At 47.6% G+C, this 22,049-nt stretch carries 24 protein-coding genes and 2 tRNA genes; 4 read left to right on the top strand and 22 right to left on the bottom strand.

Annotated features, from left to right (window positions below):
- The first annotated feature begins 168 nt into the window (after positions 1-168).
- Positions 169-960 carry a uridine phosphorylase gene (gene udp, locus DW677_RS01425; RefSeq protein ID WP_117566359.1) on the top strand — a complete coding sequence of 264 codons (792 nt, stop codon included), beginning with the start codon at positions 169-171 and terminating at the stop codon, positions 958-960.
- A 103-nt stretch (positions 961-1,063) separates the two neighbouring features.
- Positions 1,064-1,498, top strand: coding sequence for a hypothetical protein (locus DW677_RS01420; protein WP_117566358.1), 435 nt, complete (start codon positions 1,064-1,066; stop codon positions 1,496-1,498).
- A 132-nt stretch (positions 1,499-1,630) separates the two neighbouring features.
- On the opposite strand, the gene DW677_RS01415 is transcribed toward DW677_RS01420, so the two are convergent.
- From DW677_RS01415 to DW677_RS01315, 20 genes are all read right to left on the bottom strand, one after another.
- On the bottom strand, positions 1,631-2,050 hold the full coding sequence (locus DW677_RS01415; protein WP_117483271.1) for a zinc ribbon domain-containing protein: 420 nt from the start codon (positions 2,048-2,050) through the stop codon (positions 1,631-1,633).
- A 259-nt stretch (positions 2,051-2,309) separates the two neighbouring features.
- Positions 2,310-2,528, bottom strand: coding sequence for a hypothetical protein (locus DW677_RS01405; protein WP_117483272.1), 219 nt, complete (start codon positions 2,526-2,528; stop codon positions 2,310-2,312).
- A gap of 21 nt (positions 2,529-2,549) precedes the next feature.
- A complete protein-coding gene (locus DW677_RS01400) occupies positions 2,550-3,149 on the bottom strand; it encodes a DUF3990 domain-containing protein (protein WP_117483273.1) in 600 nt (199 codons plus the stop codon).
- A gap of 88 nt (positions 3,150-3,237) precedes the next feature.
- Positions 3,238-3,459 carry a hypothetical protein gene (locus DW677_RS01395; protein WP_117566357.1) on the bottom strand — a complete coding sequence of 74 codons (222 nt, stop codon included), beginning with the start codon at positions 3,457-3,459 and terminating at the stop codon, positions 3,238-3,240.
- Positions 3,460-3,723: 264 nt separating this feature from the next.
- Positions 3,724-3,903, bottom strand: a complete 180-nt coding sequence (locus DW677_RS01390) for a hypothetical protein (RefSeq protein ID WP_117483275.1) — start codon at positions 3,901-3,903, stop codon at positions 3,724-3,726.
- Between the two features lie 251 nt (positions 3,904-4,154).
- Positions 4,155-4,703: an RNA-guided endonuclease TnpB family protein gene (locus tag DW677_RS01385; RefSeq protein ID WP_181968282.1), complete on the bottom strand. Its 549-nt coding sequence runs from the start codon at positions 4,701-4,703 to the stop codon at positions 4,155-4,157.
- A gap of 129 nt (positions 4,704-4,832) precedes the next feature.
- Positions 4,833-5,108 (bottom strand): hypothetical protein, encoded by a 276-nt coding sequence (locus DW677_RS01380; RefSeq protein ID WP_117566355.1) that lies wholly within the window; start codon positions 5,106-5,108, stop codon positions 4,833-4,835.
- 194 nt (positions 5,109-5,302) lie between these two features.
- Positions 5,303-5,382: transfer RNA gene (locus DW677_RS01375), tRNA-OTHER, on the bottom strand.
- 303 nt (positions 5,383-5,685) lie between these two features.
- Positions 5,686-5,756, bottom strand: a tRNA-Gly gene (locus DW677_RS01370).
- 275 nt (positions 5,757-6,031) lie between these two features.
- Positions 6,032-7,291: a peptidoglycan-binding protein gene (locus DW677_RS01365; RefSeq protein ID WP_117469364.1), complete on the bottom strand. Its 1,260-nt coding sequence runs from the start codon at positions 7,289-7,291 to the stop codon at positions 6,032-6,034.
- 275 nt (positions 7,292-7,566) lie between these two features.
- Positions 7,567-8,676, bottom strand: a complete 1,110-nt coding sequence (gene ytvI, locus DW677_RS01360; protein WP_117566354.1) for a sporulation integral membrane protein YtvI — start codon at positions 8,674-8,676, stop codon at positions 7,567-7,569.
- Positions 8,677-8,844: 168 nt separating this feature from the next.
- Positions 8,845-10,041 (bottom strand): pyridoxal phosphate-dependent aminotransferase, encoded by a 1,197-nt coding sequence (locus tag DW677_RS01355; RefSeq protein WP_117469362.1) that lies wholly within the window; start codon positions 10,039-10,041, stop codon positions 8,845-8,847.
- Positions 10,038-11,360: an O-antigen polymerase gene (locus tag DW677_RS01350; RefSeq protein WP_117469361.1), complete on the bottom strand. Its 1,323-nt coding sequence runs from the start codon at positions 11,358-11,360 to the stop codon at positions 10,038-10,040. The genes DW677_RS01355 and DW677_RS01350 overlap by 4 nt, the downstream gene beginning before the upstream one ends.
- Positions 11,361-11,366: 6 nt before the next feature.
- On the bottom strand, positions 11,367-11,630 hold the full coding sequence (locus tag DW677_RS01345) for an HPr family phosphocarrier protein (RefSeq protein WP_015554140.1): 264 nt from the start codon (positions 11,628-11,630) through the stop codon (positions 11,367-11,369).
- Positions 11,631-11,645: 15 nt separating this feature from the next.
- The gene (locus DW677_RS01340) at positions 11,646-13,085 is read right to left on the bottom strand and encodes a CdaR family protein (protein WP_117504637.1); all 1,440 of its coding nucleotides are present in this window, start codon (positions 13,083-13,085) and stop codon (positions 11,646-11,648) included.
- Positions 13,066-13,935 (bottom strand): diadenylate cyclase CdaA, encoded by an 870-nt coding sequence (gene cdaA / locus DW677_RS01335; protein ID WP_117566353.1) that lies wholly within the window; start codon positions 13,933-13,935, stop codon positions 13,066-13,068. The genes DW677_RS01340 and cdaA overlap by 20 nt, the downstream gene beginning before the upstream one ends.
- Before the next feature lie 18 nt (positions 13,936-13,953).
- Entirely contained in the window at positions 13,954-14,916 is a 963-nt protein-coding gene (locus DW677_RS01330; RefSeq protein ID WP_117469358.1) for an ABC transporter permease, read from the bottom strand.
- A 32-nt stretch (positions 14,917-14,948) separates the two neighbouring features.
- Positions 14,949-15,335 carry a hypothetical protein gene (locus DW677_RS01325; protein WP_015554136.1) on the bottom strand — a complete coding sequence of 129 codons (387 nt, stop codon included), beginning with the start codon at positions 15,333-15,335 and terminating at the stop codon, positions 14,949-14,951.
- 268 nt (positions 15,336-15,603) lie between these two features.
- Positions 15,604-17,103 carry a UDP-glucose--hexose-1-phosphate uridylyltransferase gene (gene galT / locus DW677_RS01320; protein ID WP_117566352.1) on the bottom strand — a complete coding sequence of 500 codons (1,500 nt, stop codon included), beginning with the start codon at positions 17,101-17,103 and terminating at the stop codon, positions 15,604-15,606.
- Between the two features lie 244 nt (positions 17,104-17,347).
- Positions 17,348-17,857: a Gx transporter family protein gene (locus DW677_RS01315; RefSeq protein ID WP_117566351.1), complete on the bottom strand. Its 510-nt coding sequence runs from the start codon at positions 17,855-17,857 to the stop codon at positions 17,348-17,350.
- Between the two features lie 193 nt (positions 17,858-18,050).
- On the opposite strand from DW677_RS01315, the gene DW677_RS01310 reads away from it, so the two are divergent.
- Together DW677_RS01310 and DW677_RS01305 are read left to right on the top strand one after the other, a co-directional pair.
- The gene (locus DW677_RS01310; protein ID WP_015554133.1) at positions 18,051-19,079 is read left to right on the top strand and encodes an FAD:protein FMN transferase; all 1,029 of its coding nucleotides are present in this window, start codon (positions 18,051-18,053) and stop codon (positions 19,077-19,079) included.
- A gap of 90 nt (positions 19,080-19,169) precedes the next feature.
- Positions 19,170-19,544, top strand: coding sequence for a NusG domain II-containing protein (locus DW677_RS01305; RefSeq protein ID WP_117504633.1), 375 nt, complete (start codon positions 19,170-19,172; stop codon positions 19,542-19,544).
- 182 nt (positions 19,545-19,726) lie between these two features.
- Here the strand turns inward: DW677_RS01305 and DW677_RS01300 are convergent, their stop codons facing one another.
- Positions 19,727-20,329: a hydrolase gene (locus tag DW677_RS01300; protein WP_117469353.1), complete on the bottom strand. Its 603-nt coding sequence runs from the start codon at positions 20,327-20,329 to the stop codon at positions 19,727-19,729.
- A 175-nt stretch (positions 20,330-20,504) separates the two neighbouring features.
- Positions 20,505-21,890 carry a D-alanyl-D-alanine carboxypeptidase family protein gene (locus tag DW677_RS01295; protein WP_117566350.1) on the bottom strand — a complete coding sequence of 462 codons (1,386 nt, stop codon included), beginning with the start codon at positions 21,888-21,890 and terminating at the stop codon, positions 20,505-20,507.
- Between the last annotated feature and the right edge of the window lie 159 nt (positions 21,891-22,049).

The raw sequence follows: 22,049 nt of genomic DNA, 5'->3' as shown, positions 1-22,049 counted from the left end.
GATATTATAAAGAGTTGTCTCTATTGAGGAAAAATGGTAAAATGAATACTAATAAAGGAAAAATTTGAAAAACAGCCCTGACACAGGCGGAAGGTACCTTTCTTATTCCGAAAATCGGCTGTGAATGATTTTTCCTGCTTATAAACTTCTTATGTGAGGAGGCAGCTTATGAGTAAACTTGTCTATACAAAGGGGAAAGAATACCACATCGGCGTCGGCACCGGGGATGTGGGACGCTATGTGATCCTGCCGGGCGATCCGGGGCGCTGTGAGAAGATTGCGAAACATTTCGATAACCCGGTAAAGATCGCCCAGAACCGGGAATACACCACCTACACCGGCTATCTCGATGGAGAAAAAGTCAGTGTCGTCTCCACCGGAATCGGCGGACCGTCCGCCTCCATTGCGGTCGAAGAACTTATCCACTGCGGTGCGGACACCTTCGTCCGTGTTGGGACATCCGGCGGCATGCAGAAGGACGTTCTTGGCGGAGATCTCGTGATCGCCACCGGTGCGATCCGCTTTGAGGGGACCACAAAGGAGTATGCACCCATCGAGTATCCGGCGGTTCCGGATTTCGATGTCACTACTGCGTTAAAGGAAGCTTCTGAGGAACTCGGCTACCGCCATCACCTCGGCGTCGTCCAGTGCAAGGACAACTTCTACGGACAGCACTCCCCGGATTCCATGCCTGTGGCAGATGAATTAAACTCCAAATGGAAGGCCTGGATTGCATGCGGTGCCCTCGCCTCCGAGATGGAGTCCGCTGCCCTCTTCATCGTCGGCAGCGTCCGCAGCGTCCGCACCGGTTCCGTGATGCTCGTGATCGCGAACCAGACAAGACGGGAGCTGGGACTTGAGGATCCGCAGGTCTATGATACGGAAGCCGCTGTTGTTACAGCGGTGGAGGCAATGAGGAAGCTGATTAAAAAAGACCGGACGTCGGCGGCTGAAAAGTAGGGGCTCGCATTACCAGTCATTCCCAGTTCTATGTGCGGAATTTTATGGTAGAATCCTTCTTGTAACATTTTTGTAACATTTTTACATAACAGGAGGTTTTACCATGAAAAAACAGATTATGACTGCTTTCGCAGTTTCCACCATGATGACACTCGCAATGCCTTTCGCATCCTTCGCCGTAGCCCGCTCCTGTCAGACCGGCTTCCGTCCGGAAAACAACTGCGGATACACCGGCACCAGCGCTGTTTCCGCGATCCAGATGCAGGGCGGCTGCGTGATCTCCAGCAGAAATGCCATCGATCTCTATACACTGTTGGGAAAAGGATACCCTAATGGGGCAGCCGGAAATATCTGCAGCAGCGGCTGTACAGCCGAATCCAAGGGAAGCAACTGCTCTTTCGGAACAAACTGCGGTACGAATTCCTGTGCTGGTGGAAACTGCAGTACAAATAACTGTGGCAGCGGAAACTGCCTGACATCCGGGAATGTTTCCATAATTTCAGGAACGGCTTGTGGAAGTCTTGTCAACGTGCGATAAGGGATTTTCTATCGTCCTTTGTGACACTATGTGAACTACATCGGCAATTGAATTACCGAGCATCTGATTACGAAGCATAACTTCGTAGTTTCAGAGGTGCGTCCATAACACCCTTACTGCTACCCGAATGGGTTACACAGCTACTTTTATTATTTCTGGATTCTTCAGCCCGGTTACGGGCATATCAATTTCTTCGCCGGATACGGCATGATATTTTCTTAAGATGTTATAAGCACCTACTGCGTCTGCATTGTAGATCACGGTATCTACAATGTAGATGCAGCGCTTCTTCCGATTCTTTTTCTCTGCATAAATGCGCGATACTTCTTCTGACTGTGGCGGACATTGACTAGAATAACTTTCTTCTTGTCTTATCAGGCGAATCCCTTGCATTTTAAGCTTATATTCTAACTGCATATAGATACGGGCATATGGCAGGCTGTGAAGCTGCTGGTTCGTTTTCCTTCCCAGATTTTTTTCTTCGCGAATCCCCTTTATATCTCTGACTCCATATCCTTTATCTTCATAATATCTTGTCACTGTTCCAAACATAGAGCTCCTTTCTTCGTCTGGCCTGAGATGTGTTGCGTGTAGAATACCGCTCTGAGCTTTACGGATTTTCTACTCGGAATTGAACGTAAGCAGGAACTCGACCTTTCTGGACTCACACAGCCAGAAGTTGACGCACTGCTGAATCTGATAAAAGCCATGAAAAGGAACTGACTTTGCTGAAAATCAAAATCGTAAAAAAAGGGCATACCGGACAGGAATTATTCCCATCTGATATGCCCTCAAATTTATAGCTTCTTAATTACATCTGCATTAAATGTTCTCCATGAACTTCATCATAGATAAAATCCGCCCACTCTTCTACTGTATCATGCTCTACATAATCTTTGTCGCGTTGCAATGCTGAAGAAAGATACGAATCTCTCACCGCTCGATGAGCTTCCACTTCAGTCATATTATATTTTTTCACTAATGTCTCTCGTACATACTTCTTAAATTCTTTAATTTCAGTATTGTTCATATCTTTCACCTCTTTCCATCATTATTTTATATATCTTTCCTTATTTTTTATTATATCACAGCTCAAGCCAATAATGCAACTAATAGATTTTTTCGAATGAAATGAATATTGCTGTCCATATGATTCATCATTTTTCTTCAAAAATTTCTCATAGTTTACGTTTTTCGGAAGCAGTATTCCACTATTGACCTGATACGCTATATTGACTATTGTACCATCTGCAATTTCGCCAATGCAAATATCATATCTACAATCTTGATTATGATTCTCTATGCCATATTGTGATAAAATTTCTGAAGTTAGTCTGTTATTAAGAACAAATGCTCCCCATTCAGCTCCATGCCGTGGAAATGCAATCAGCTTTAATTCCAGTTCTGGTAAAGGTATATATTCGAATTGTACTATATATGGTTCTTCAAATTTATAATCTTTCTGTTTTCTTCTATTCCATTGGTTGATTTTATCTGTCCTTCTAACAGCAGTCAATGCAGCATGATGATAGCTTGGTGTCGCATAGAATCCCGGTCCAAAATCCAAATACGGTTTGCTGTACCTTAAATCTATCCCATTACTGCATATACTAACGGCTGAACTATAATTCGTTCCATGATATAACTTCACTATTTCTACCTCGGATCATGTGATTTCGATAGTATAGCACAGTTATTTTTGTTTTTCTACAATTATCGCCAAAATTGATATTATCTCACTAATCTGTGATCTCAATTTCCCATTCCATCATGGCGTTGTAGACCTTCTCATCAATTTGTCCTCTGTACCGCTCTGCGTATTCCTTTATGATCTTCTCCTTGACCGTTTTATACTCTGTAAACGCTTCTTCCGGTGTGTTCCAGTATTTCAGCTTTACCCGCTTGCCGCCTGCAGAAAAGCATCCTCTGTACTTACCGTTCTTGGAATCCTTATATACCACTACAGGACAATCTCCACGGTGATTTTTCGCATTTATGAACAATGAGTTAATCACTGCTGGAACGAAGCAGCATGTCTCTGGACTGTATACCGTGTTACCCTTAAATAGGATGTCTTTATCCAGTTCGTAACCTTCCACATTCCACTTGTCGAACCATGCTTTAAAGTTCTGGAAGTTATGCCATTCTTCACACACTGTACATCCAATATACTGTGGTTGATTTTTACGCACCGAATCAGCGTAACAGCGGCTCATCATATTATGCTATTTTACATACTCCACAGCCTTTCTATCAACCTTATCCATGCCAGCGAATCCGATTCCATACATCGTTGGCTTCATTCCTTTAATGCTCCAATCATCCGGCATGTAGTCGATGTCGTTCACGATCTGAAGAATCGCTTCTTCGGAGTCATCTCCTGTCTGATTATAATAACGCCGCATCGTATAATACTGTTATAATGGTCTGGCCTGAGATGTGTTGCGTGTAGAATACCGCTCTGAGCTTCTGTGCGCCCCACAGGAAGGTTTTCACATCTCTCATGCAACATTATAAGTTGTAATTTTAGACAGTGACATACTCCCACCACTTAGCTCACGCTTGAAGTGGGGGCTTCTCGTTCGATTGCCCCGTTGGGCAAAGCATTCACGAGCGATCCCCGTGTGTCCCACGGTTCTTTTTGGCTGATATTTTTTTATGATGCTTTTTCGCTTTTTTCTAATATGATCCCGGATATTCTCAGGCCTTCCCGGCAGATATTAATCGCCGCATTTTCATCACGGTCCATCCGGTTTCCGCAGTTACAAAGATATACCCGCTCTTCCAGTTTCAGATCATGTTTTATTTTTCCACAACAACTGCATGTTCTGGAACTGGGATACCAGCGGTCGATGCGGACAAGTTTCTTCCCTTCCCGTTCCAGTTTATACTGCAAAAAATCTGTGAACATTCTCCAGCCGTTATCATGGACACTTTTTCCAAAATGATGTTCCCCACTCATCGTCTTCAGATCCAGATCTTCGATGCATACGATATCATAGAAATTGGTTATCTTTCTTGATTCCTTATGCAAATAATCTTTTCTCTGGTGAGCGATATGCGTATGGATCCGCGCCACTTTTTTCTGTTGTTTTTTGTAACGATTGCTCCCCTTCCGGCAATGACTCAGTTTTCTCTGCGCTTTCGCCAGTTTTTCCCCGCTGTTTCTGAAATAGTGCGGATAACCTGCATGTTTACAATACACAGCACAGCTATGTGCAATAATCTGATATTTACATGCCAACTATGGCACTATGCAAGAGATAGCAATTCATCTCACCACCTATAGAGGTGGGAAATTTCTTGCTGATTCTTGTTAAAAACTAAATATTTTTTATTCCAAATATGTATCTCGAACATTTCCAAGTAGCATATTTCCTCTAACCCGATTCCCTTCTCCGTCATATACGATAAAATCATATCCAGGGAATTGCATTTGTAACTTGTTAATTAAAAAAGTGACATTCGCTGAATTTTTAGTTGCTTTTCCAATTTTATAATTTTTCGGAAGAGACGCATCATCTCTTACATTTTTTCCATCTTTTATAAAATCTACATTTACTCCCTCTAAGCTAAAAATTGTTTTCTCTACATACTCTACTTTAGGCATATAATTGTTCTCCTTTGACATTTTTTATTTTTGACACGTCCTAATGCTGTTTTACATAACCATAGCACCTTTTGCTAGCACTGTCAATTGGTGAGTGCTAATTTATGAAAATCTTAAGCATTTAAAAAGTCACCCTTTCAAGGATGCCTCATGCTACCTGGAATGTCTGGATGGAGATCCCTAAACCAGGCAAATCGGAATGGGAGGATTCGAACCTCGATCGCTCCGCAAAGAGTCATTAACTGCGCTGCTTTACCCATTAAGCTACATTCCGATAATTGACGCCCAGCAGGGGGGGACCAGACGTCACACGCATTTTGGGAAGGTGTAGGAAGCCGCCGGCTGTATGCCCTTGGCTTCAGGTTACACTATAACATTTTGAAAACGGAAAACAGGAAAAACTTATGCCGCCTTCATAAAGTTCTCATATTCCTTCCTCGCGCTGTCCGCCGTTGCCCGTCTCCCCATCTTAATCGCCACTTCTCCCCTCTTATTCGAAAGGATAAGCTTATTCCGGAAATCCCGCAAAACCGCATAAAATAAGGGAATCCTTAATTTCTAAGGATCCCCCGATGGAAGCAGATAACGGGAATCGAACCCGCCTTTCCAGCTTGGGAAGCTAGCGTTCTACCGATGAACCATATCTGCGCATGTATTTTTCTGACACTCATATCATAGCACATTTCTGTGGATTCTACAAGGATTTTTCTGGTAAATCCGAGGAAATCGTTCTCTTTTTTCCGACAACCGTTTCAACATATCTATATCCGTCTCTTGACTTCTGACTGCATTTTATTCATCGTATCAGTTAATCCTCACTTCTCCGTCCTGCGATAGCCTGCTCCTGAATTCATGGTGACAGAATCGGCAGGCATCTCCTGTCACCATGTCCGGCAACATATCACTTTCTATCCATATTTCATTTACGATAATTCCGCAATCCTTGTAATCCCCACATATATGTGGGAAATCTTATACCATGTAGCAAAATCTACCACTCCGGTCTGGGGAAGTCCAAAAATCGACTGGAATTTCCGAACAGCTTCCGCGGTAGCCGGACCATAGATCCCATCAGGGGAAATATCCGGAATTGCGGTATACACGCTGGAGATTGCATCTAACTGCTCCTGCAGCTGCCGCACCTTATCACCGGTGGCACCAATCTTCAGATCATATCCCGGCCACGATGCCGGGATGCCGGAGATCTGTTCTGCCGTATTGATATACATATCATCTCCATAAAAATTCCGCAGGATCTCGATGGGACTGTACCCCGCTTCTCCGAGCTCACAGCTGCCCCATTGCGTCATCCACCCCGGACACCGAACCTTCCGCCCGTCGCAGTATTGTGTCAGGATCGGCTGTTTCACTCCCGGGCGCGAAAGATAATTATCAAAAATATCATCCACCACGACAGAGATGGACTCAAAAATATTCCGCCCATAAATCCATTTATGATCATACGCGGTTGATGATGTGATCGTAAAATCATATCCCTGATTGCGGTACCATTCCGTATAGACACGATTTAACGTGAAGGACATGATTGCCAGCACATTCGCGACGATCGCGGAGCGGGGCCAGGTCGCGTATATCTCACTGGAGGCTACGTTTTTGATATAATCCCGATACGGGACATAATAGTTGGCTGCGGACGTGTTCGTTGGAACTCCGTCATGTACCACGACCGTCTGTGGGACGACCACTCTGGACAGAACGATCTCACCTGTCTCTACAACTGGCTTGATCTCGCTCTCCGCGATTTTGGGAAGGTAATCACCATAAAGTGTGTGATCCGGAATCGTCACGGTCTCTATCTGCTCTCCGGCCGAGGCATTCGAAAGAGGCCGCAAACGAATCCCCTGGATCGCCGTCACGTCCGCCAGAACCTCCGTTCCTGAAACGACAAATGGCTCAAATCCCGGTGCCGTGATTCGGATCGTGTATTCTGCATATGGACGCTCCGTCTCCTCCGGTGACAATGAAAGCTCTACTGGTGGTGCATTTAATGGAAGATTCTCCGTCTGTCCGGAACTGTTCGTTCTCGTCTCCTCAATAATTTCATCTGGTTCCTCCGTCCTTGCAATCACAATATCCGCATCCTGTACCGGAAAACTGTTCGCGTCCGACACAACATCCACCTGCAAATATCCCTGTGCCATAATTTCCTCGCTCGATTGAATATCGTTCTATTTTATGCAGCGGATGCACACCTGATGCATTCCTACATTTATTTTCGACCTTTAAATGCAGAGTTTAAAACCCGCAAAGTTTTTCAGAAAATCTTCCTCCGGATATCCAATGCCAGCATCACAGCGTCCTGTAATATCCCGGACATCAATATCGTTATTGTCCCGACCGATGGTCCATCTGCTGAATAAATTTTGATTTCTTATACAAAAACAGGCATCCGGAAACTCAGATAAGCTTTCGAATGCCTGTCTCTTTTTCTTACTTTCTATTCTTCCATCAGCTTCCTGATCTCCTCCGCAAGAAGCTTCACATTCCTGATCAAGCCATCAAAGGCCCCATATCCGTAAAACCGGATAAACAGGATGCCGACCGGTACAGCGATGATCATTCCCGCAATACCGCGGAACTTGAAACCAAGATAGAGGAAGAATAGTGTTGCAAGCGGCGGAAGTCCCATGCTGTCACCGACGATCTTCGGCTGGATCACCTGACGGATGCCCTGTGTTAAAACATAGAGAACGATAAGGCTGAGCGCATAACCGTACTCCCCGGTAAAGAGTCTCACCACTGCCCAGGGAATCAATGCCGTTCCTGTGCCGAACATCGGCAGAAAATCCAGAATCGCGATCGCGATTCCAAGAAAAATTCCATATGGAACCCTGAGGAATAACATTCCGATTACCAACACCACTGCGACCACGAACATGATCTTAAACTGCGCCAGAAAATACCCGCCGATCAACGTCCGGATATCGCTCTTCATCATCCGTCCATACTTGATCACAGGCTCCGGCATAACCTTCCGTACCGTCTCCACAAGCTTATCATGATCTGCCAGAAACAGGTATGAAGAAAGAAATACAATAATCGTATTCACAAAGACCTCCGGCAGCGTCCGCACTACGCGGCTGCCTGCGGAAGCTGCGATCTTCTGAACAAAATCACCGATATATCCACCCACATTCTCCAGCTCGGAAATGATCGTCGTCTCCGTGTCTGCAGGAAGATACTTCAAAAGTCCCCCGATCCGCTCGCAGGCCAGATCGACTTCCTCCCGGATCGACGCATAAATTCCGGGCAGTGCCTGCCCAAACTCCGTCATTTCCCGGAACACCCAGGAAAACAGCGCATAGATGCCAAAGATCACCAGTGCCAGCACACCTGCGATCAGAACCATCGAGCCGTGCCTGCGGACGATCTTCAGCCGCTTTTCAAAAAAACGCACCACCGGATTCGCGATCGCTGCCACGATCCATCCGATCACAAACGGAAGAAAAAACACCACCAGCCTCAGTCCCCAGACACAGACCAGATAAACTGTGAGCAAAGGAACCAGAATATTTAAAATAATCCCTGCATACTTTCTGAAATTCATTCCATGGACCTCCTAATCCTGTAAAAATCCTGCTGCATTCCATCCGCAGTATTTTACTCAGTCGATCCCCCTTTTTCAGTACTCCACATGATCTCATACGGCTTTATATGCTTTCAAACAAAGTCCGGCTAATGATCTGTACTCCTTTCACCGGTTTTCCCGCCATCACTACTTACAAAGCCCGTACTCCTCTGCAATCTCCTTAAATGCCGGCAGCGACCTCTCGATCTGCTCATAGGACACACAGTAAGCCAGTCTCACGTACCCCGGACAAGCAAACGAACTGCCCGGAACCACCAGCACATGATGTTTCTTCGCCACCTCGCAAAATTCCTTCTCGTTCTCCACCGGAGACTTCACAAACAAGTAAAACGCTCCGTCCGGCTTCGCGCAGGTAAATCCATACTCCGTCAGCGCACCATAGATCAGATTCCTGTTTTTCTCATAAGTCTCCAGATCCACTGTAACCTCATGCTCAATGCAATACTTGATCACCTTCTGAATCAGTGACGGCGCATTCACACATCCGATCACCCTGTTCGCGATCGTAGCCGCTCCGATCAGGGCCGCAGAATCATCCACCTCATCCGGAATCACGACATAGCCGATACGCTCACCCGGAACAGAGAGGGACTTACTGTAAGAATATCCCACAACTGCATTGTGATAATACTTCGTCACAAACGGAACCTCAACCCCGCCGTAAGCCAGCTCACGGTACGGCTCATCAGAGATCAGCACGATCGATGTGCCAAACTCCTTTTCCTTCTTCTCCAGGATCGCAGCCATAGCCTTGATCGTCGCCTCATCATACACAACACCCGTCGGGTTGTTCGGGTTGTTGATGATAACAGCCTTCGTCTTAGCAGTGATCTTCGCCTCAAACTCATCAAGCTTCGGCATAAACGTCTCAGTATCCGGAGAAATGACCACAACATTTCCGTCATAGTTTCTCACATACGCATTATATTCCACAAAATACGGTGCAAACACGATAACCTCATCGCCCGGATTTAAAATGCTCTTTAAAATGATATTTAATCCGCTCGCCGCACCCACTGTCATGATCAGGTTCTTAAAGGAAAAATTCGTTCCGAACCGTTTATTTAAGGACTCTGCGATAGTCTGACGGACATCTTCATAGCCTGCATTGCTCATATATCCATGGAGTGTCATGAAATCCTCATTCTTCACCACGTCGAGGATCGCCTCTGTCACCTGCGGAACCGGAACATTCGGGTTTCCAAGGCTGAAGTCATATACATTCTCCCTGCCGTAAACAGCAGCCATTCTTTTCCCTTCCTCGAACATTGCGCGGATCGCGGAATTATTAGCCATAAATGGTTTCATTTTTTCTGATATCATAGCTGTCTCCTCCGTCTGTTGTGTTTAATCTCTAAAAAAATTCCAAAGGCACCGGTCACCACAAAGTAAAACCAGGTCGTAGGATTGGAATACCAGGTTGTAAAAAACGAGAGCATAAAATAGAGCGCTCCCTGAGAATAGAATAGGTACCACGCCGGATTTCTTCCCGGGTATGTCCTTGCAGAAAGCCATGCGGCAGCCGCTCCCAATACTGATGAAAACAGAAATACACCGGCAATTCCAAAATCATAATACGCGTCATAGAAGAGTGTAACCGTAGTCAGCTCCTCCTTATTCACGTAGATCGGCCAGTCCACTAATGCAGGCTTTATAAACTTAAGCCCCGATAATGCCCAGAGCGGAAACATTCCCTTTAGTCCCATAGAATGGGCCGGAAGCTCCCGTACCAGACAGTCAAAATTGTCGTAATTGTTTGCAATATACATGTAAGGCTGCGTGATAAAGATCGGCGTAGCCGCATTCTTCATCTCAAAGATTCCATTCAGATACGTCACATCATGGCTTCTGGCAATCGTTAAGATCACATAGAGTGGAACAAGTCCCGCCGCTGCCATGAAAAGATACCTGATTTTCCTGTATCCGCTGACGATCATAAATGTCAGCACTGCGAGAATCACCGCAAAGATCAGCTGAAATCTCGATACACAAAGCACCGGGATCAGGAGCGCGATCCCTGTCATAATGAGGGAAACGATTCTTTTCGCCTTCCCCATCTCCCTGTCATAGAACCATAACAGCACTTCCATGGACGGGACCAGTACACATGACACCGTCACATAATGGACCCCGGAAATATGGAAATATGAGTAGGCATGCGGCACTCCCCGAAGGAGAAACGGCACATATCCCAACCGGAATGCCTCAAACAGAAAGGCAGTCAGGGACAGGATTGTCAGCCCGGTAAGTGCAATGAAAATTCTTGTCCCGTATCTCTCCGGGGTCTCCCCCGTAAACTTCAGGGAAAATCCATCTATTGTCTTTTTTTCCTTCTCATATCCAAATTTCTTTTCTGCCAGTGCGTACACATTCCAGAATGCCGCAAAAGCTACAAAAAAGCACGCCCAGGTCTCTAAACTCCAGTCCTTCTGAAGGTTTGACAGCTTCAGGCAGGAGATTCCTTCTCCTCCCACATAAAACAAGGAAAACAGTCCGCGGAGATGAAGCGGATTGCCGCTTTTCCCATATTCCCACAGATAAAGATATAGTGCTGCAAACATCAGTGACATTCCTGATAAGGTAAAATGGGCGCTGAATGCAAAAAGCATGGCAGCGCCGTAACAAATCACATAAACCAGCATATCAGCCTACTCTCCGAGACCGCCATTGATCAGTTCCGTGATCGTTTCCAGAGCTTCCTTTTCGTCCGCTCCCTCACAGATCAATTCGATCTCATCTCCGCACTTTACACATGCCCCCAGCACGCTCAGTACACTTTTTGCATTAGCTGTTGTGTTTCCATATTCAAATTTGATCGAACTCTGAAACCGCAGTGCCTCCTTGCACAGAAGCCCTGCCGGTCTCAGATGAAGACCGGTTGGGTTTTCGATCGTAACTTTTTGCTTTACCATAAGTATTTTTAACTCCTAATTTCGAAATATGGTCTGAAGACCTGTCGCCTGACGTGCTTCCGTCGTCTCCGGCGGTACGATCACCGCGTGTCTTGTCGCAGACGCAGCGGTCTCCCCCTCTGTCTCCGCCTCGCTGCTGCTCTCAGCGGCAGTTTCCGACGCTTTTGTTGTCTCTTTCTCAGTTGTCTCAGGCTCTGTCTCCGTCGCAGACTCCTGTTCCTTTGCGACAGTTACCGTACAGCTGGAAATTCCCAGCAAATCATAGGCAGAATCAAGCTCCCTGTTAAGCGTCGGCTGAACCTGGTGGCTTCCCTCTCCCATTCCAGAGACATTCAGACTCAGGTCCTCAGCCGTAAGCTGCAGGCTGTCAAGTTCTTCCTGAAGCGCACGGATCCGGACTGTGACCGTTCCCGGGTCTGCCCGATAGCTGTAGGAGCTGTCCGCCCCAACATAACTGGCAGCGCTGATGCGGACCGTATATTCCCGTTCCTTCAACTGCTCCACCGTAAGTGTCACCGTGATCTCGGAACTGTCCTTCCCAGCCAGGGAAACTCCCTCCGGCAGATAATCATTCAGATCAATAGTCTTCACGATATTTGCCCTCGCGCCGGAAACATCAAGCTCTTCCTTCGGGATCGTGATCGTATTTAAGGATGCCAGAGCGCTCTTTAATCCGACCACCGGGACACTCTTAAGTCCGCACTCCACACCTGTGTAGCGATAACCGCCCGCCACCTCACCGGTGACATCGAAATCCAGGCTCAGATTCTTCACTTTCAGGATCTCCATGGTATAATCGACACTCTTGCAGTTACTGATCAGACGATCGCTGATCGTAATGCTGTTTTTGTTCGCGTCATAGAACTTCGGTTCCTCCGAATCGCTCCAATCCGCGTTCTTTCCGTCTAAGTTGATCTCGATTCCGACGCTGCTAATCTGTCCGATCAGGGATTCCGGACCTTCAACCGTAAGTGTCTCCGGTGACAGTGTCACCTTGCCAGTCTGGTAGCCGTCCTCAAGCATTCCCGTCGTCATGACGCCGATGGTAAATGTCTTCCTCTGAAGCGGTTCCGTCTCGATCTTGATCGTTCCCGTCCGGCTCACCGGCATGGAGACCAGGTATTCGGAGTGGTTTAGGACCTCGACCTTGATCGGGATCGCGCCTGTCACGGACCACATGTCTGTCATATCCGCGTACGCCCGGAAATCTGAGGAACGGATCCGATACGCATTTGTCGTCTTTACCTCATACTGAACTGTGGTTGTCGATTTTCCGACAACCGCATATGTCAGGTTGTTCTTCGTGAGGACGTCGCTGTTAATGATCTCTACTGGCACCTCCACAGTATCCGTCATGACCGGATCCGCCACATTGACGACCCCCAGCCAGACTAAAAAGGCACACAGGAAGGAAATCAGCAAAAGTCCCCATCGTCTATTCTGCTTTTCTTTCATTTTTATGCCATCCCTTCAAGAGTTTGAACGGGCCGGATACCGTCTCCTCCTCCGGCTTTGCAGCGATCGCAAGCTTTAACTCTTCCGGACTGTTGATCCTTCTGAGACTTCCGCCCTCCGCCAGGGATACCCGTCCAGTCTCCTCGGAGACTACAACGGTCAGGCTGTCCGTGTTCTCACTGATTCCAAGAGCCGCACGGTGTCTTGTTCCCAGGTCTTTGCTGATGCTCAGGTTATCAGAAAGCGGCAGATAACAGGTCGCAGAGGTCACGCGGTTTCCACGGATAATGATCGCGCCGTCGTGAAGAGGCGTATTGTGTTCAAAAATATTGATCAGAAGCTGGCTCGTGACGATTCCGTCCACCGGGATTCCCGTGCGTTCGATCTCTGGAAGCGGAGTGTCGCGCTCGATGACGATCAGGGCTCCTGTCTTTACTTTTCCCATTTCAAAGGCCGCACGGGTAATCTCATTTACGGTCTTCTCTGTATATCCTTCCTGCTGTCTGGAATTCTCAGAAATAAAAAGGTCTGTGATGATATTTTTGCTTCCGAGCTGCTCCAGCGCTTTTCGAAGCTCCGGCTGGAAGATAATGATGAGGGCTGTCAATACGAGCTGGCCCATATGGTTGATGATCCAGGTGATCGTATTTAAATGGAGCATCGCCGCCAGCAGGTAAAAACCAACAATGATCATACCACCGCGGAGAAGCACTCCCGCTCTCGTCGACTTCACCCATAAAAGGACTTCATAGATCAGAACTGTGAGGATCAGAATTTCAAAAAGATTCGACAATGTGATCTTCGGAATAAATGTAAACCAGGAATACATATTCCCAAGAAATTCTGTCATTTTGTTACCTCCGTACAATTATTCACGAGTTTCGTTCTTCTCATGTCTCACATTTTTTCTCGAATAAATCCGCTGTACCTTCACATCCGGTGCAGACACCGTGAGCTTCGGGACAGCTTTCACATAGTAATAGTAGTCATCGTCTTCATACTGCAGATACTCTGTTCTCGTATAATCCACCGCGAACACAAAGAACTGGTAGATCAGGGCGATCACCACCGATGCGACGATTCCAAAGATCATGGAACCTGCGGATACCGGAAGGTTGAAATTGAAATCACCGATAAAGATCACTGCAAGCTGTGTGATCACTCCCGCAACGATGGCGATGGACCAGGAGTAGTCTACTGAAAGATTTTTAAGGATGAAGACCACAAGGATCGCAGCGGCAAATGCAGCCACCATGACCCACATCAGCTCATTTCCAAATACATTCTTTACGATCTGGATAAACCGGTCTGCCATCTCCGCCATCGAACTTCCCGTCAGTGTTCCCGCATTTTGCTTTAAATACATCAGAATATAGTAGATGCAGACACCGCTGCACACAGGAACGATGGACACAAGGCTTCCAGAAAGTCCTACCACAAGCGGCACCACATACGGAATCCGCAGGAAGAACAGTAACGGTGTCAGGAGAAGCAGATATCCGTCACCCGGCCGGAATCCGTAGTAAAGGACGGTCACCGCCAGCACGAACACAAAGATGACCAGAGCGATCTCCAGAGACACCTGGGCAACATGGATCAGGATAAAAACACCGGCCAGAAACGCTGTCACTCCATATGGAATAAAGGAGGCAACCAGTCCCATCACCACCGGGATCAGCGGATTCTTAAGTTTCGACATAAAACCTACATTCGCGTTAATCAGCCAGAACGTAAGGAATCCCACCAGGAATTTTACGACCGGTACGATGTAAATATTATACTTTCCATAAAATTGTTTCAGTTTTTCCTTGAATACTAAAAGTCCGATCACTTACTCTTTTCCTCCCCGTTTTCCTTTGCAGGCTACTGGTCATATTTTTTATCAAGGCGCCGCAGCTTTGCCTGATAGATCTTCAGTCTTCCGGCTGCTTCGTCATAACGTCTCGAATAGATCTTCCAGGTCACAACAAGATATGCGAGAAGTCCCGCAGCATAGTAGAATACAAGGCGCACCCCGAGAGAGATCAGGTCATCCACCGCCATGACGTTGAGCAGATCATCGAACCGGTAAAGGACCCACAGCACCAGGCACAGGCACACGGTCAGCGAGTACGCGATAAAAGACCGGATCAGATGGCTTCCAACGTAGTCGCTCTTGAAATACCGGTTTGCCGGGATGGATTCCTTCATCATTTTCTTTTCAAACATGGCGATACCCGTCATCAGCCGGATCTTCTCCTCATTTAACATGGCAGTCTCCTTTTTCCATCATTTAAAGCCCAGCAGCTGCACAATAGATCTGCACACTTGCTGCGCTGACCGTAAAAAAGTATGGGCTGGAAAGCAAAAATCCCATCGGCAAAACCGATCCGGAATGGATTTTTGCTTGTAACTGCGAAGAATCTTAGCAGTTATGAAACAAATACCAATATAACACACTTTCCCGCGCTTGGCGAGACGAAGTCCCTACATTTATGAAAATTTTAAGGAAAATGTAACGGTTCCGGCAACAATTTTGTTACCTGTTTAATGTCTCGATAAATTTTCCAAATGCCTCACGCCCCGCCTCTGTGCGCTTATAAACGCCCGCATCCTCAAGGACATTCGCGAACACATGGCCGACCTCATCCTGTAAGATCTCCATCACATTATCCTTTGTGATCTTCGCATATTTCGGAAGGAACTCTTCTACCCAGTCTGCATGTTTTGCGATGGATTCCTCGCTGCGGATGTCCTTTCCTTCCACGATATAGTCGGCAAGCAGGGCAAGCTCATCCTTCAATCTCGACGGAAGAACTGCCAGGCCCATGACTTCGATGAGTCCGATGTTCTCTTTCTTGATGTGGTGGAGCTTCGGGTTCGGATGGAACAGACCTAACGGACGTTCCTCCGTGGTGCGGTTATTTCTCAGTACCAGATCCAGCTCAAACTTTCCGCCACGGAATCTCGCGATCGGGGTGATCGTGTTATGTGGCTCCCCGTCTGTCTCCGCGTAGATATCCGCGTCCGCGTCTGTATATCCGCGCCATGCAGTTAAGATCTTATCCGCAAGATCCACAAGGCGTTCTTTCTTCTCACTGCGGATCCTGATCACGGACATCGGCCATTTTACGATTCCTGCTTCCACATCCTCGTAACCGTTCACTGTAAAACTTTTCTCCACCGGTGCTTTCGCCATCGCGAAGGTGTATCTTCCGCCCTGGAAATGGTCGTGGGTCAGGATGGAACCGCCGACGATCGGGAGATCCGCGTTGGATCCCAGGAAATAATGCGGGAACATGGTCACAAAATCAAATAACTTTTTGAACGTATTCCGGTCGATCTTCATCGGGGTGTGTTTTCCGTTGAAGACGATGCAGTGCTCATTATAGTAGACGTACGGGGAATACTGGAAGCCCCAGGACTCGCCGTTTAAGGTCAGCGGAATGATCCGGTGGTTGTTTCTCGCCGGATGGTTGATTCGGCCCGCGTAGCCCACGTTTTCCATACAGAGCAGGCATTTCGGATATCCGCTCTGCTTCATGGTTTTTGCAGCGGCGATAGCTTTCGGGTCTTTCTCAGGCTTTGAGAGGTTTACCGTGATGTCCAGGTCGCCGTACTCCGTCTTCGTGATCCACTTCAAGTCCTTGCAGACACGGTAGCGGCGGATATAGTCGGAGTCCTGGCTCAGTTTGTAGAAATAAGCCGTTGCGTCCTCCGGGGATTTTTCATACTCCCCGCGGAATTTCTTTACGACCTCGCTTGGGCGCGGCATCAGGCAGTTCATGAGTCTCGTGTCAAAAAGATCCCGGTATACGACGCTGTTGTTTTCAAGGATCCCCTGCTCTGCAGCGTAGTCGGTGAGCGCGTTTAAGGTATCTTCCAGGCTGATCTCGTCTGTAATCTCGCCCGGCTCCTCGTATTCGGACATTTTCAGTACTTCCAGGATCTGGTTTCTTGCGTAGATCTCATCTTCGGCTTCGATAAGTCCGGTCGTTCTGCCGTACTGAACCAGTTTCTTTATTGACATTTCAATCATGATCGAATTCCTCCGTTTTTTTACGGTATATTGACAGATTTAAGTATAACGTGCGTATCTTCTTGTTTTCGCTGCACAAAAACAAGAAGCACAGGGCGGCCGCCCTATATCAATCTGCTCTGCAAAAACACTTATACAAGTAAACTTGCAGCGCGTTTTTTGCAGAACAAATTGCCGCACCTGCAACCTGTTACATTTTATTATAATAAATTTACCACCCTAATACAATCGCTATTTTATTTTTTTATCCCCGCATCGCACGCTGAAGCCGCTCCGTAATGATTCCGCCGACGATTCCGATCAGTGTTCCCGCGATGCATCCGGCTGCCAGAAGAAATGGCAGATAATAAAATACCCCTGGTGTCTGGACGATAACTGCCGCAAAGGTGATCTGGCCGATATTGTGGGCAATCCCGCCAAGAACGCTGATGCTGACCTGGGAGAGCTTTCCGGTCTCCTTCAATACCGCCATCACAAACAAGCTTAAAAAGCTTCCAGACAGCCCATAGATCATGCTGTAGGGATTTCCAAATGACAGTCCCACAAGAACGATGCGGATCAGGGTCACGGCGATGGTTCCGGGGATTCCAATTAAATAAAGCCCCACCACCGTTACAAGGTTCGCCAGTCCCAGCTTTATGCCTGGGACTGGGATCGGGATGGGAATCATTGTCTCAACAAAACTCAGCACCATGGCAAGGGCAATCAGGAGCCCATACAATGCCACAGTTATTGCCTTTTTTTCTCGATTCATCGGATCTATTCTCCTCTTTCTTGACTTTCAAAAGTTCATTTGTTAGAATAAACCGGATATCCGGCAGTGCAGCTTCTGATATTTTGTACGACAGGCACGAGTGCCTGCTGCGGTCTGCGTTTTCGTATTAATATACAAAATTTCCGCTGTCGAATGAGCTTATAATATTTATCGTACAGGAAGTATATAACACATGAATAAAAAAACAATATTTGGCCTCTGTGCCGCCGGTCTCCTCTTTGTTTCCGGCATGACATTGAGCGGGTGTGGAACAAGCAGCGGACCGGGACTTCTCACACAGGAGACTCCTCTCAGCCGTTCCGATTTTCTGCTCAACACCTTCGTCACCATCACGCTCTACGATTCCGACGACTCCTCTATCTTAGACGATTCGATGGCACTTTGTAAAGAGTATGAGAATATTTTCAGCAAGACCTTAGAGACCAGCGAGCTCTACAAGATCAACCATCGGACCTCCGACACTGTCACGGTCTCCGACGACATGGCAGCGCTTCTGGCAAAAGGTCTGGAATACTGCGAGAAATCTGACGGTGCCTTTGACATTACGATCGAGCCGTTGAGTTCCCTCTGGAATTTCACAAGCGGCGAGGCCGTGATCCCGGATGAAGCAGACATCGAAGCAGATATTCCGAAGGTGGATTACCACAACCTCGTCCTCTCCGGAAATACGCTGACATTCCTCTCCCCGGATACCACCATCGACCTGGGTTCCATCGCGAAGGGCTATATCGCCGACCGGATCAAGGAACAGCTCCTGGATGCCGGTGTGAAGAGCGCCATTATCAATCTCGGCGGAAACGTCCTCTGCGTGGGTGAAAAGCCGGATGGAAGCAAATTCAACATCGGGCTGCAGAAACCTTTTGCGGACAGGGATGAGACATTTGAGGTGCTTGGGATCAAGGATCTCTCCGTCGTGACATCCGGTGTCTACGAGCGGCATTTTGAGATCGACGGAAAGAATTACCATCACATTTTAAACCCGGCAACCGGGTATCCTTACGATAATGGACTGATCTCCGTGACGATCCTCTCCGAGGAGTCCGTTGACGGGGATGGTCTCTCCACCACCTGCTTTTCCCTTGGCCTGGAAAAAGGACTGGAGCTTGCGAATTCCCTGGATGGAATCTACGCATGCTTTATCGATGAGGATTACAATGTTTACTATTCGGATGGAATGGAAGACTTTATTATCAAACAGTAATATTTAGATCAGACAGTCTCCCGGATTTTTTGCCCGGCGCTGATGCAAAACACGAAACAGTTACCATTACACTATTTTCAGGGATTTTTTATGACAGAAAGCAAAGATACGAAACAGAAACTTTTAAAAAAACAGGATATGATCCTGATCGCCGTAATACTTGCGGCAGCCGTTCTTCTTTTTCTCGGGGCAAAATTGATGCATAAAAGCCCTGCGGAGATCGTTGAAGTTTCCGTCGATGGAAAAGTAGTCGAAACCCTCGATCTCGCAAAAGATCAGGAACTCACTATAGACAGCGTGTCCGGCGGCACAAACCACCTGATCATCAAAGATGGGGAGGCGTGGGTCTCCGAGGCCACATGCCCCGACAAGATCTGTGTCCACCAGGGAAAGATCCATCTGGACGGCGAGATCATCGTCTGCCTGCCCAATAAGATGACGGCACAGATCAAGAGCAGAAAATAGACAGTGCAGTCAGTGCGGTAAGCGTGCAAAATTGCTGAACAATTAGTCTGAAATTGTGACTGTTCTGCAGGTCTGCGCACTTACTGCGCTGACTGTAAGAAAACATAAGCCGGAAGGCAAAAAACCTGAGAGGTCTCAACACAGCTCCTCAGGTTTTTATTATACTGGTCAGCAATACGCTCTTACTCCGCCAACCCCATCTTCTTCATCTCTTCCGCAACGGAATCCTCGCAGGATCTCATGGCGAGGATCGTCATTTCCATTAACTTCGGCAGTTCCCAGCCGAGATTCCCGGCACCTTTTGTGATGACGTCCCTGGAACATCCTGCAGCAAATTTCTTATCTTTAAATTTCTTCTTTAAGCTGGACACTTCCATGTCCTTCGTACTCTTTGATGGGCGCATCTTCGCTGCCGCCCAGATCAGACCAGTCAGCTCATCTGCCGCGAAGAGGACTTTTTCCATCTCGTGCTCCGGCTTCGCGTCGATCCACTCGTGGATTCCGTATCCGTGGCTGCAGACCGCATGGATCACCTCATCCTCGGCTCCGCCCTCTTTTAAAAGACGCGGCGCGATCAGGCAGTGCTCCTCCGGATACTCCTCGAAATCGATATCATGAAGGATTCCGCAGATCTCCCAGAATCCGGCCTCATCTCCGTATCCGAGTTCATTCGCGTACCATTTTAAAACGCCCCCGACAGTCAGGCCATGGAGAATATGGAATGGCTCTTTGTTGTATTTTCTGAGGAGCGCGATGGCGTCCTCTCTCGTCAGTTTTGTCTGCATGATTTTATGCCTCCATACTTATAAATTTTCTGTAACTGATATGTACCTTCATAGTTACCAATTATCTTTCTTATCAGTATAACAGAATATTCCTATAATTCAAGTATGATAGTAGGATTTTTATAACATTTTAAAACAGGCCCATTCATCGATTCATGTCTGGAAAAATAGACCTCTACATCCAGAATTTTTCCATCACGATCTTCTCCGCATACTCAAAGTCCCAAAGTTCAACATTCCCGGCTGTCACCACCGGATCACTGTCGATGACGATCCCGTCGACCATGTAATCCCGCTGTCCCACCGGCGTTCCTTCCCGGACCGGAGCATGGAGCGATTTTGCGATCTTTGTCCTTACCTGGACCTTCTCATCGTTTCCCAGCAGAACACGGAGAGGGGTCTTATCCGCGTTTTCAGTCCCGATCTCTACCTTAACCCTGTACCCCACGCCATTTTCCACCGGAACTGCAGTTTCCTCCCCGAGTCCCTTTTTCTCTATCTCCTTATACTCAAAGTTTTTATCCCCGTATGTCACAAGTTTCCGCACATCCTGCCACTTATAGGTCTTGTGGGGCGGCCACCCGCAGCCCAGAAGCGCCGCTATGAACAGCTTCTTCCCCTTTTTCACTGCACCAACATAACAGTATCCAGCCTTTCCCGTGAATCCGGTCTTTCCACTGACCGCACCTTCCATGGATGTCAGGAGAGCATTATGATTGACGCAGGAGAAACTCCGTATCCCGGAAAGGTCGGAAAAGGCGTGGGACGGTGCTCTTGTGATGGCAAGGAACTCTTCTTTTGCCGGGGAGAGCACGATGCAGTATCTGAGGATCCGCGCCAGGTCTGCCGCAGTGGTGGAATGAATCTTCCCACTCTCCTTATCCTCCGCATCCAACCCGTTGGGCGTCAGAAAATATGTATCATCACAGCCAAGTTCCGCTGCCTTCCTGTTCATCATGTCCGCGAAATCTTCCACGCTGCCCCCGACCGCTTCCGCGATGGCCACTGCGGTGTCATTGTGGGATTCCAGCATCAGGGAGTAAAGAAGGTCTTCCAGTCGGTATTTCTCCCCTTCTCTCACATGCAGCTTCACCTCCGGCATGGTCGCCGCCCGGTCTGAGATCCCGACTTCCGTGTCCAGCCCGGCATTCTCCAGGGCAAGGATGCAGGTCATGATCTTCGTGGTGCTGGCCATGGGAAGGACTTCCATCTCGTTTTTTCCGTACAGAATCCGCCCTGTATCGCCGTCAAGCAGGACAGCGGAGTGAGAATTCAGGTTCAGCGGATCGGTCTTCACCTTCGATCGCACCACCGCTGATTCCAGCGTCTCCCCATTCTCGGACCGGATCACCGATACGACCGGATCCTGTGCAGCCTGCAGCCCGCTGCTTTCCCTGTATAAATGATCTCCGGGAACTGCCGCTGCCAAAAGCAGGAGTCCCCCCAGGCACAACTGCAGAATCGGGGATGGTCCGGGTCTGCGTTTTTCCTTTTCTTTCCCCAAGGTCCATTCACTGAGCCGCGCCAGCACCATTCCTGCTATATTTTTATTTTTCCACATTTTTCAGAACTTCCGCCGCATATTTGTAACAGCATATGCGGATGTTTTCTGAGACTTGCCGGACAATTTTTCCTATGATACAATGAAATACGCTGAAATAACTTTGAGATCATTTCTACGTGTCCGTGATGTTATGCAGCCGAAATATCTGCGGACATC

The organism is Clostridium sp. AM25-23AC (genome assembly GCF_003435125.1).
GTDB lineage: Bacteria > Bacillota > Clostridia > Lachnospirales > Lachnospiraceae > Pilosibacter > Pilosibacter fragilis.
The sequence above is the reverse complement of the archived record's forward strand: the minus strand, read 5'-3'. Positions and strand labels throughout refer to the sequence as shown.

Bases quoted from the DNA above. Each gene is read 5' to 3' on its own strand.
- DW677_RS01310 (WP_015554133.1), top strand. From the start codon at position 18,051: ATGAATAAAAAAACAATATTTGGCCTCTGTGCCGCCGGTCTCCTCTTT.
- galT (WP_117566352.1), bottom strand. From the start codon at position 17,103: ATGATTGAAATGTCAATAAAGAAACTGGTTCAGTACGGCAGAACGACC.
- DW677_RS01405 (WP_117483272.1), bottom strand. From the start codon at position 2,528: ATGAACAATACTGAAATTAAAGAATTTAAGAAGTATGTACGAGAGACA.
- DW677_RS01390 (WP_117483275.1), bottom strand. From the start codon at position 3,903: ATGCGGCGTTATTATAATCAGACAGGAGATGACTCCGAAGAAGCGATT.
- DW677_RS01355 (WP_117469362.1), bottom strand. From the start codon at position 10,041: ATGATATCAGAAAAAATGAAACCATTTATGGCTAATAATTCCGCGATC.
- udp (WP_117566359.1), top strand. From the start codon at position 169: ATGAGTAAACTTGTCTATACAAAGGGGAAAGAATACCACATCGGCGTC.
- DW677_RS01300 (WP_117469353.1), bottom strand. From the start codon at position 20,329: ATGCAGACAAAACTGACGAGAGAGGACGCCATCGCGCTCCTCAGAAAA.
- DW677_RS01325 (WP_015554136.1), bottom strand. From the start codon at position 15,335: ATGTTAAATGAGGAGAAGATCCGGCTGATGACGGGTATCGCCATGTTT.
- DW677_RS01305 (WP_117504633.1), top strand. From the start codon at position 19,170: ATGACAGAAAGCAAAGATACGAAACAGAAACTTTTAAAAAAACAGGAT.
- DW677_RS01295 (WP_117566350.1), bottom strand. From the start codon at position 21,890: ATGTGGAAAAATAAAAATATAGCAGGAATGGTGCTGGCGCGGCTCAGT.
- DW677_RS01345 (WP_015554140.1), bottom strand. From the start codon at position 11,630: ATGGTAAAGCAAAAAGTTACGATCGAAAACCCAACCGGTCTTCATCTG.
- DW677_RS01420 (WP_117566358.1), top strand. From the start codon at position 1,064: ATGAAAAAACAGATTATGACTGCTTTCGCAGTTTCCACCATGATGACA.
- DW677_RS01415 (WP_117483271.1), bottom strand. From the start codon at position 2,050: ATGTTTGGAACAGTGACAAGATATTATGAAGATAAAGGATATGGAGTC.
- DW677_RS01380 (WP_117566355.1), bottom strand. From the start codon at position 5,108: ATGCCTAAAGTAGAGTATGTAGAGAAAACAATTTTTAGCTTAGAGGGA.
- DW677_RS01350 (WP_117469361.1), bottom strand. From the start codon at position 11,360: ATGCTGGTTTATGTGATTTGTTACGGCGCTGCCATGCTTTTTGCATTC.
- ytvI (WP_117566354.1), bottom strand. From the start codon at position 8,676: ATGAATTTCAGAAAGTATGCAGGGATTATTTTAAATATTCTGGTTCCT.
- DW677_RS01340 (WP_117504637.1), bottom strand. From the start codon at position 13,085: ATGAAAGAAAAGCAGAATAGACGATGGGGACTTTTGCTGATTTCCTTC.
- DW677_RS01315 (WP_117566351.1), bottom strand. From the start codon at position 17,857: ATGAATCGAGAAAAAAAGGCAATAACTGTGGCATTGTATGGGCTCCTG.
- cdaA (WP_117566353.1), bottom strand. From the start codon at position 13,935: ATGACAGAATTTCTTGGGAATATGTATTCCTGGTTTACATTTATTCCG.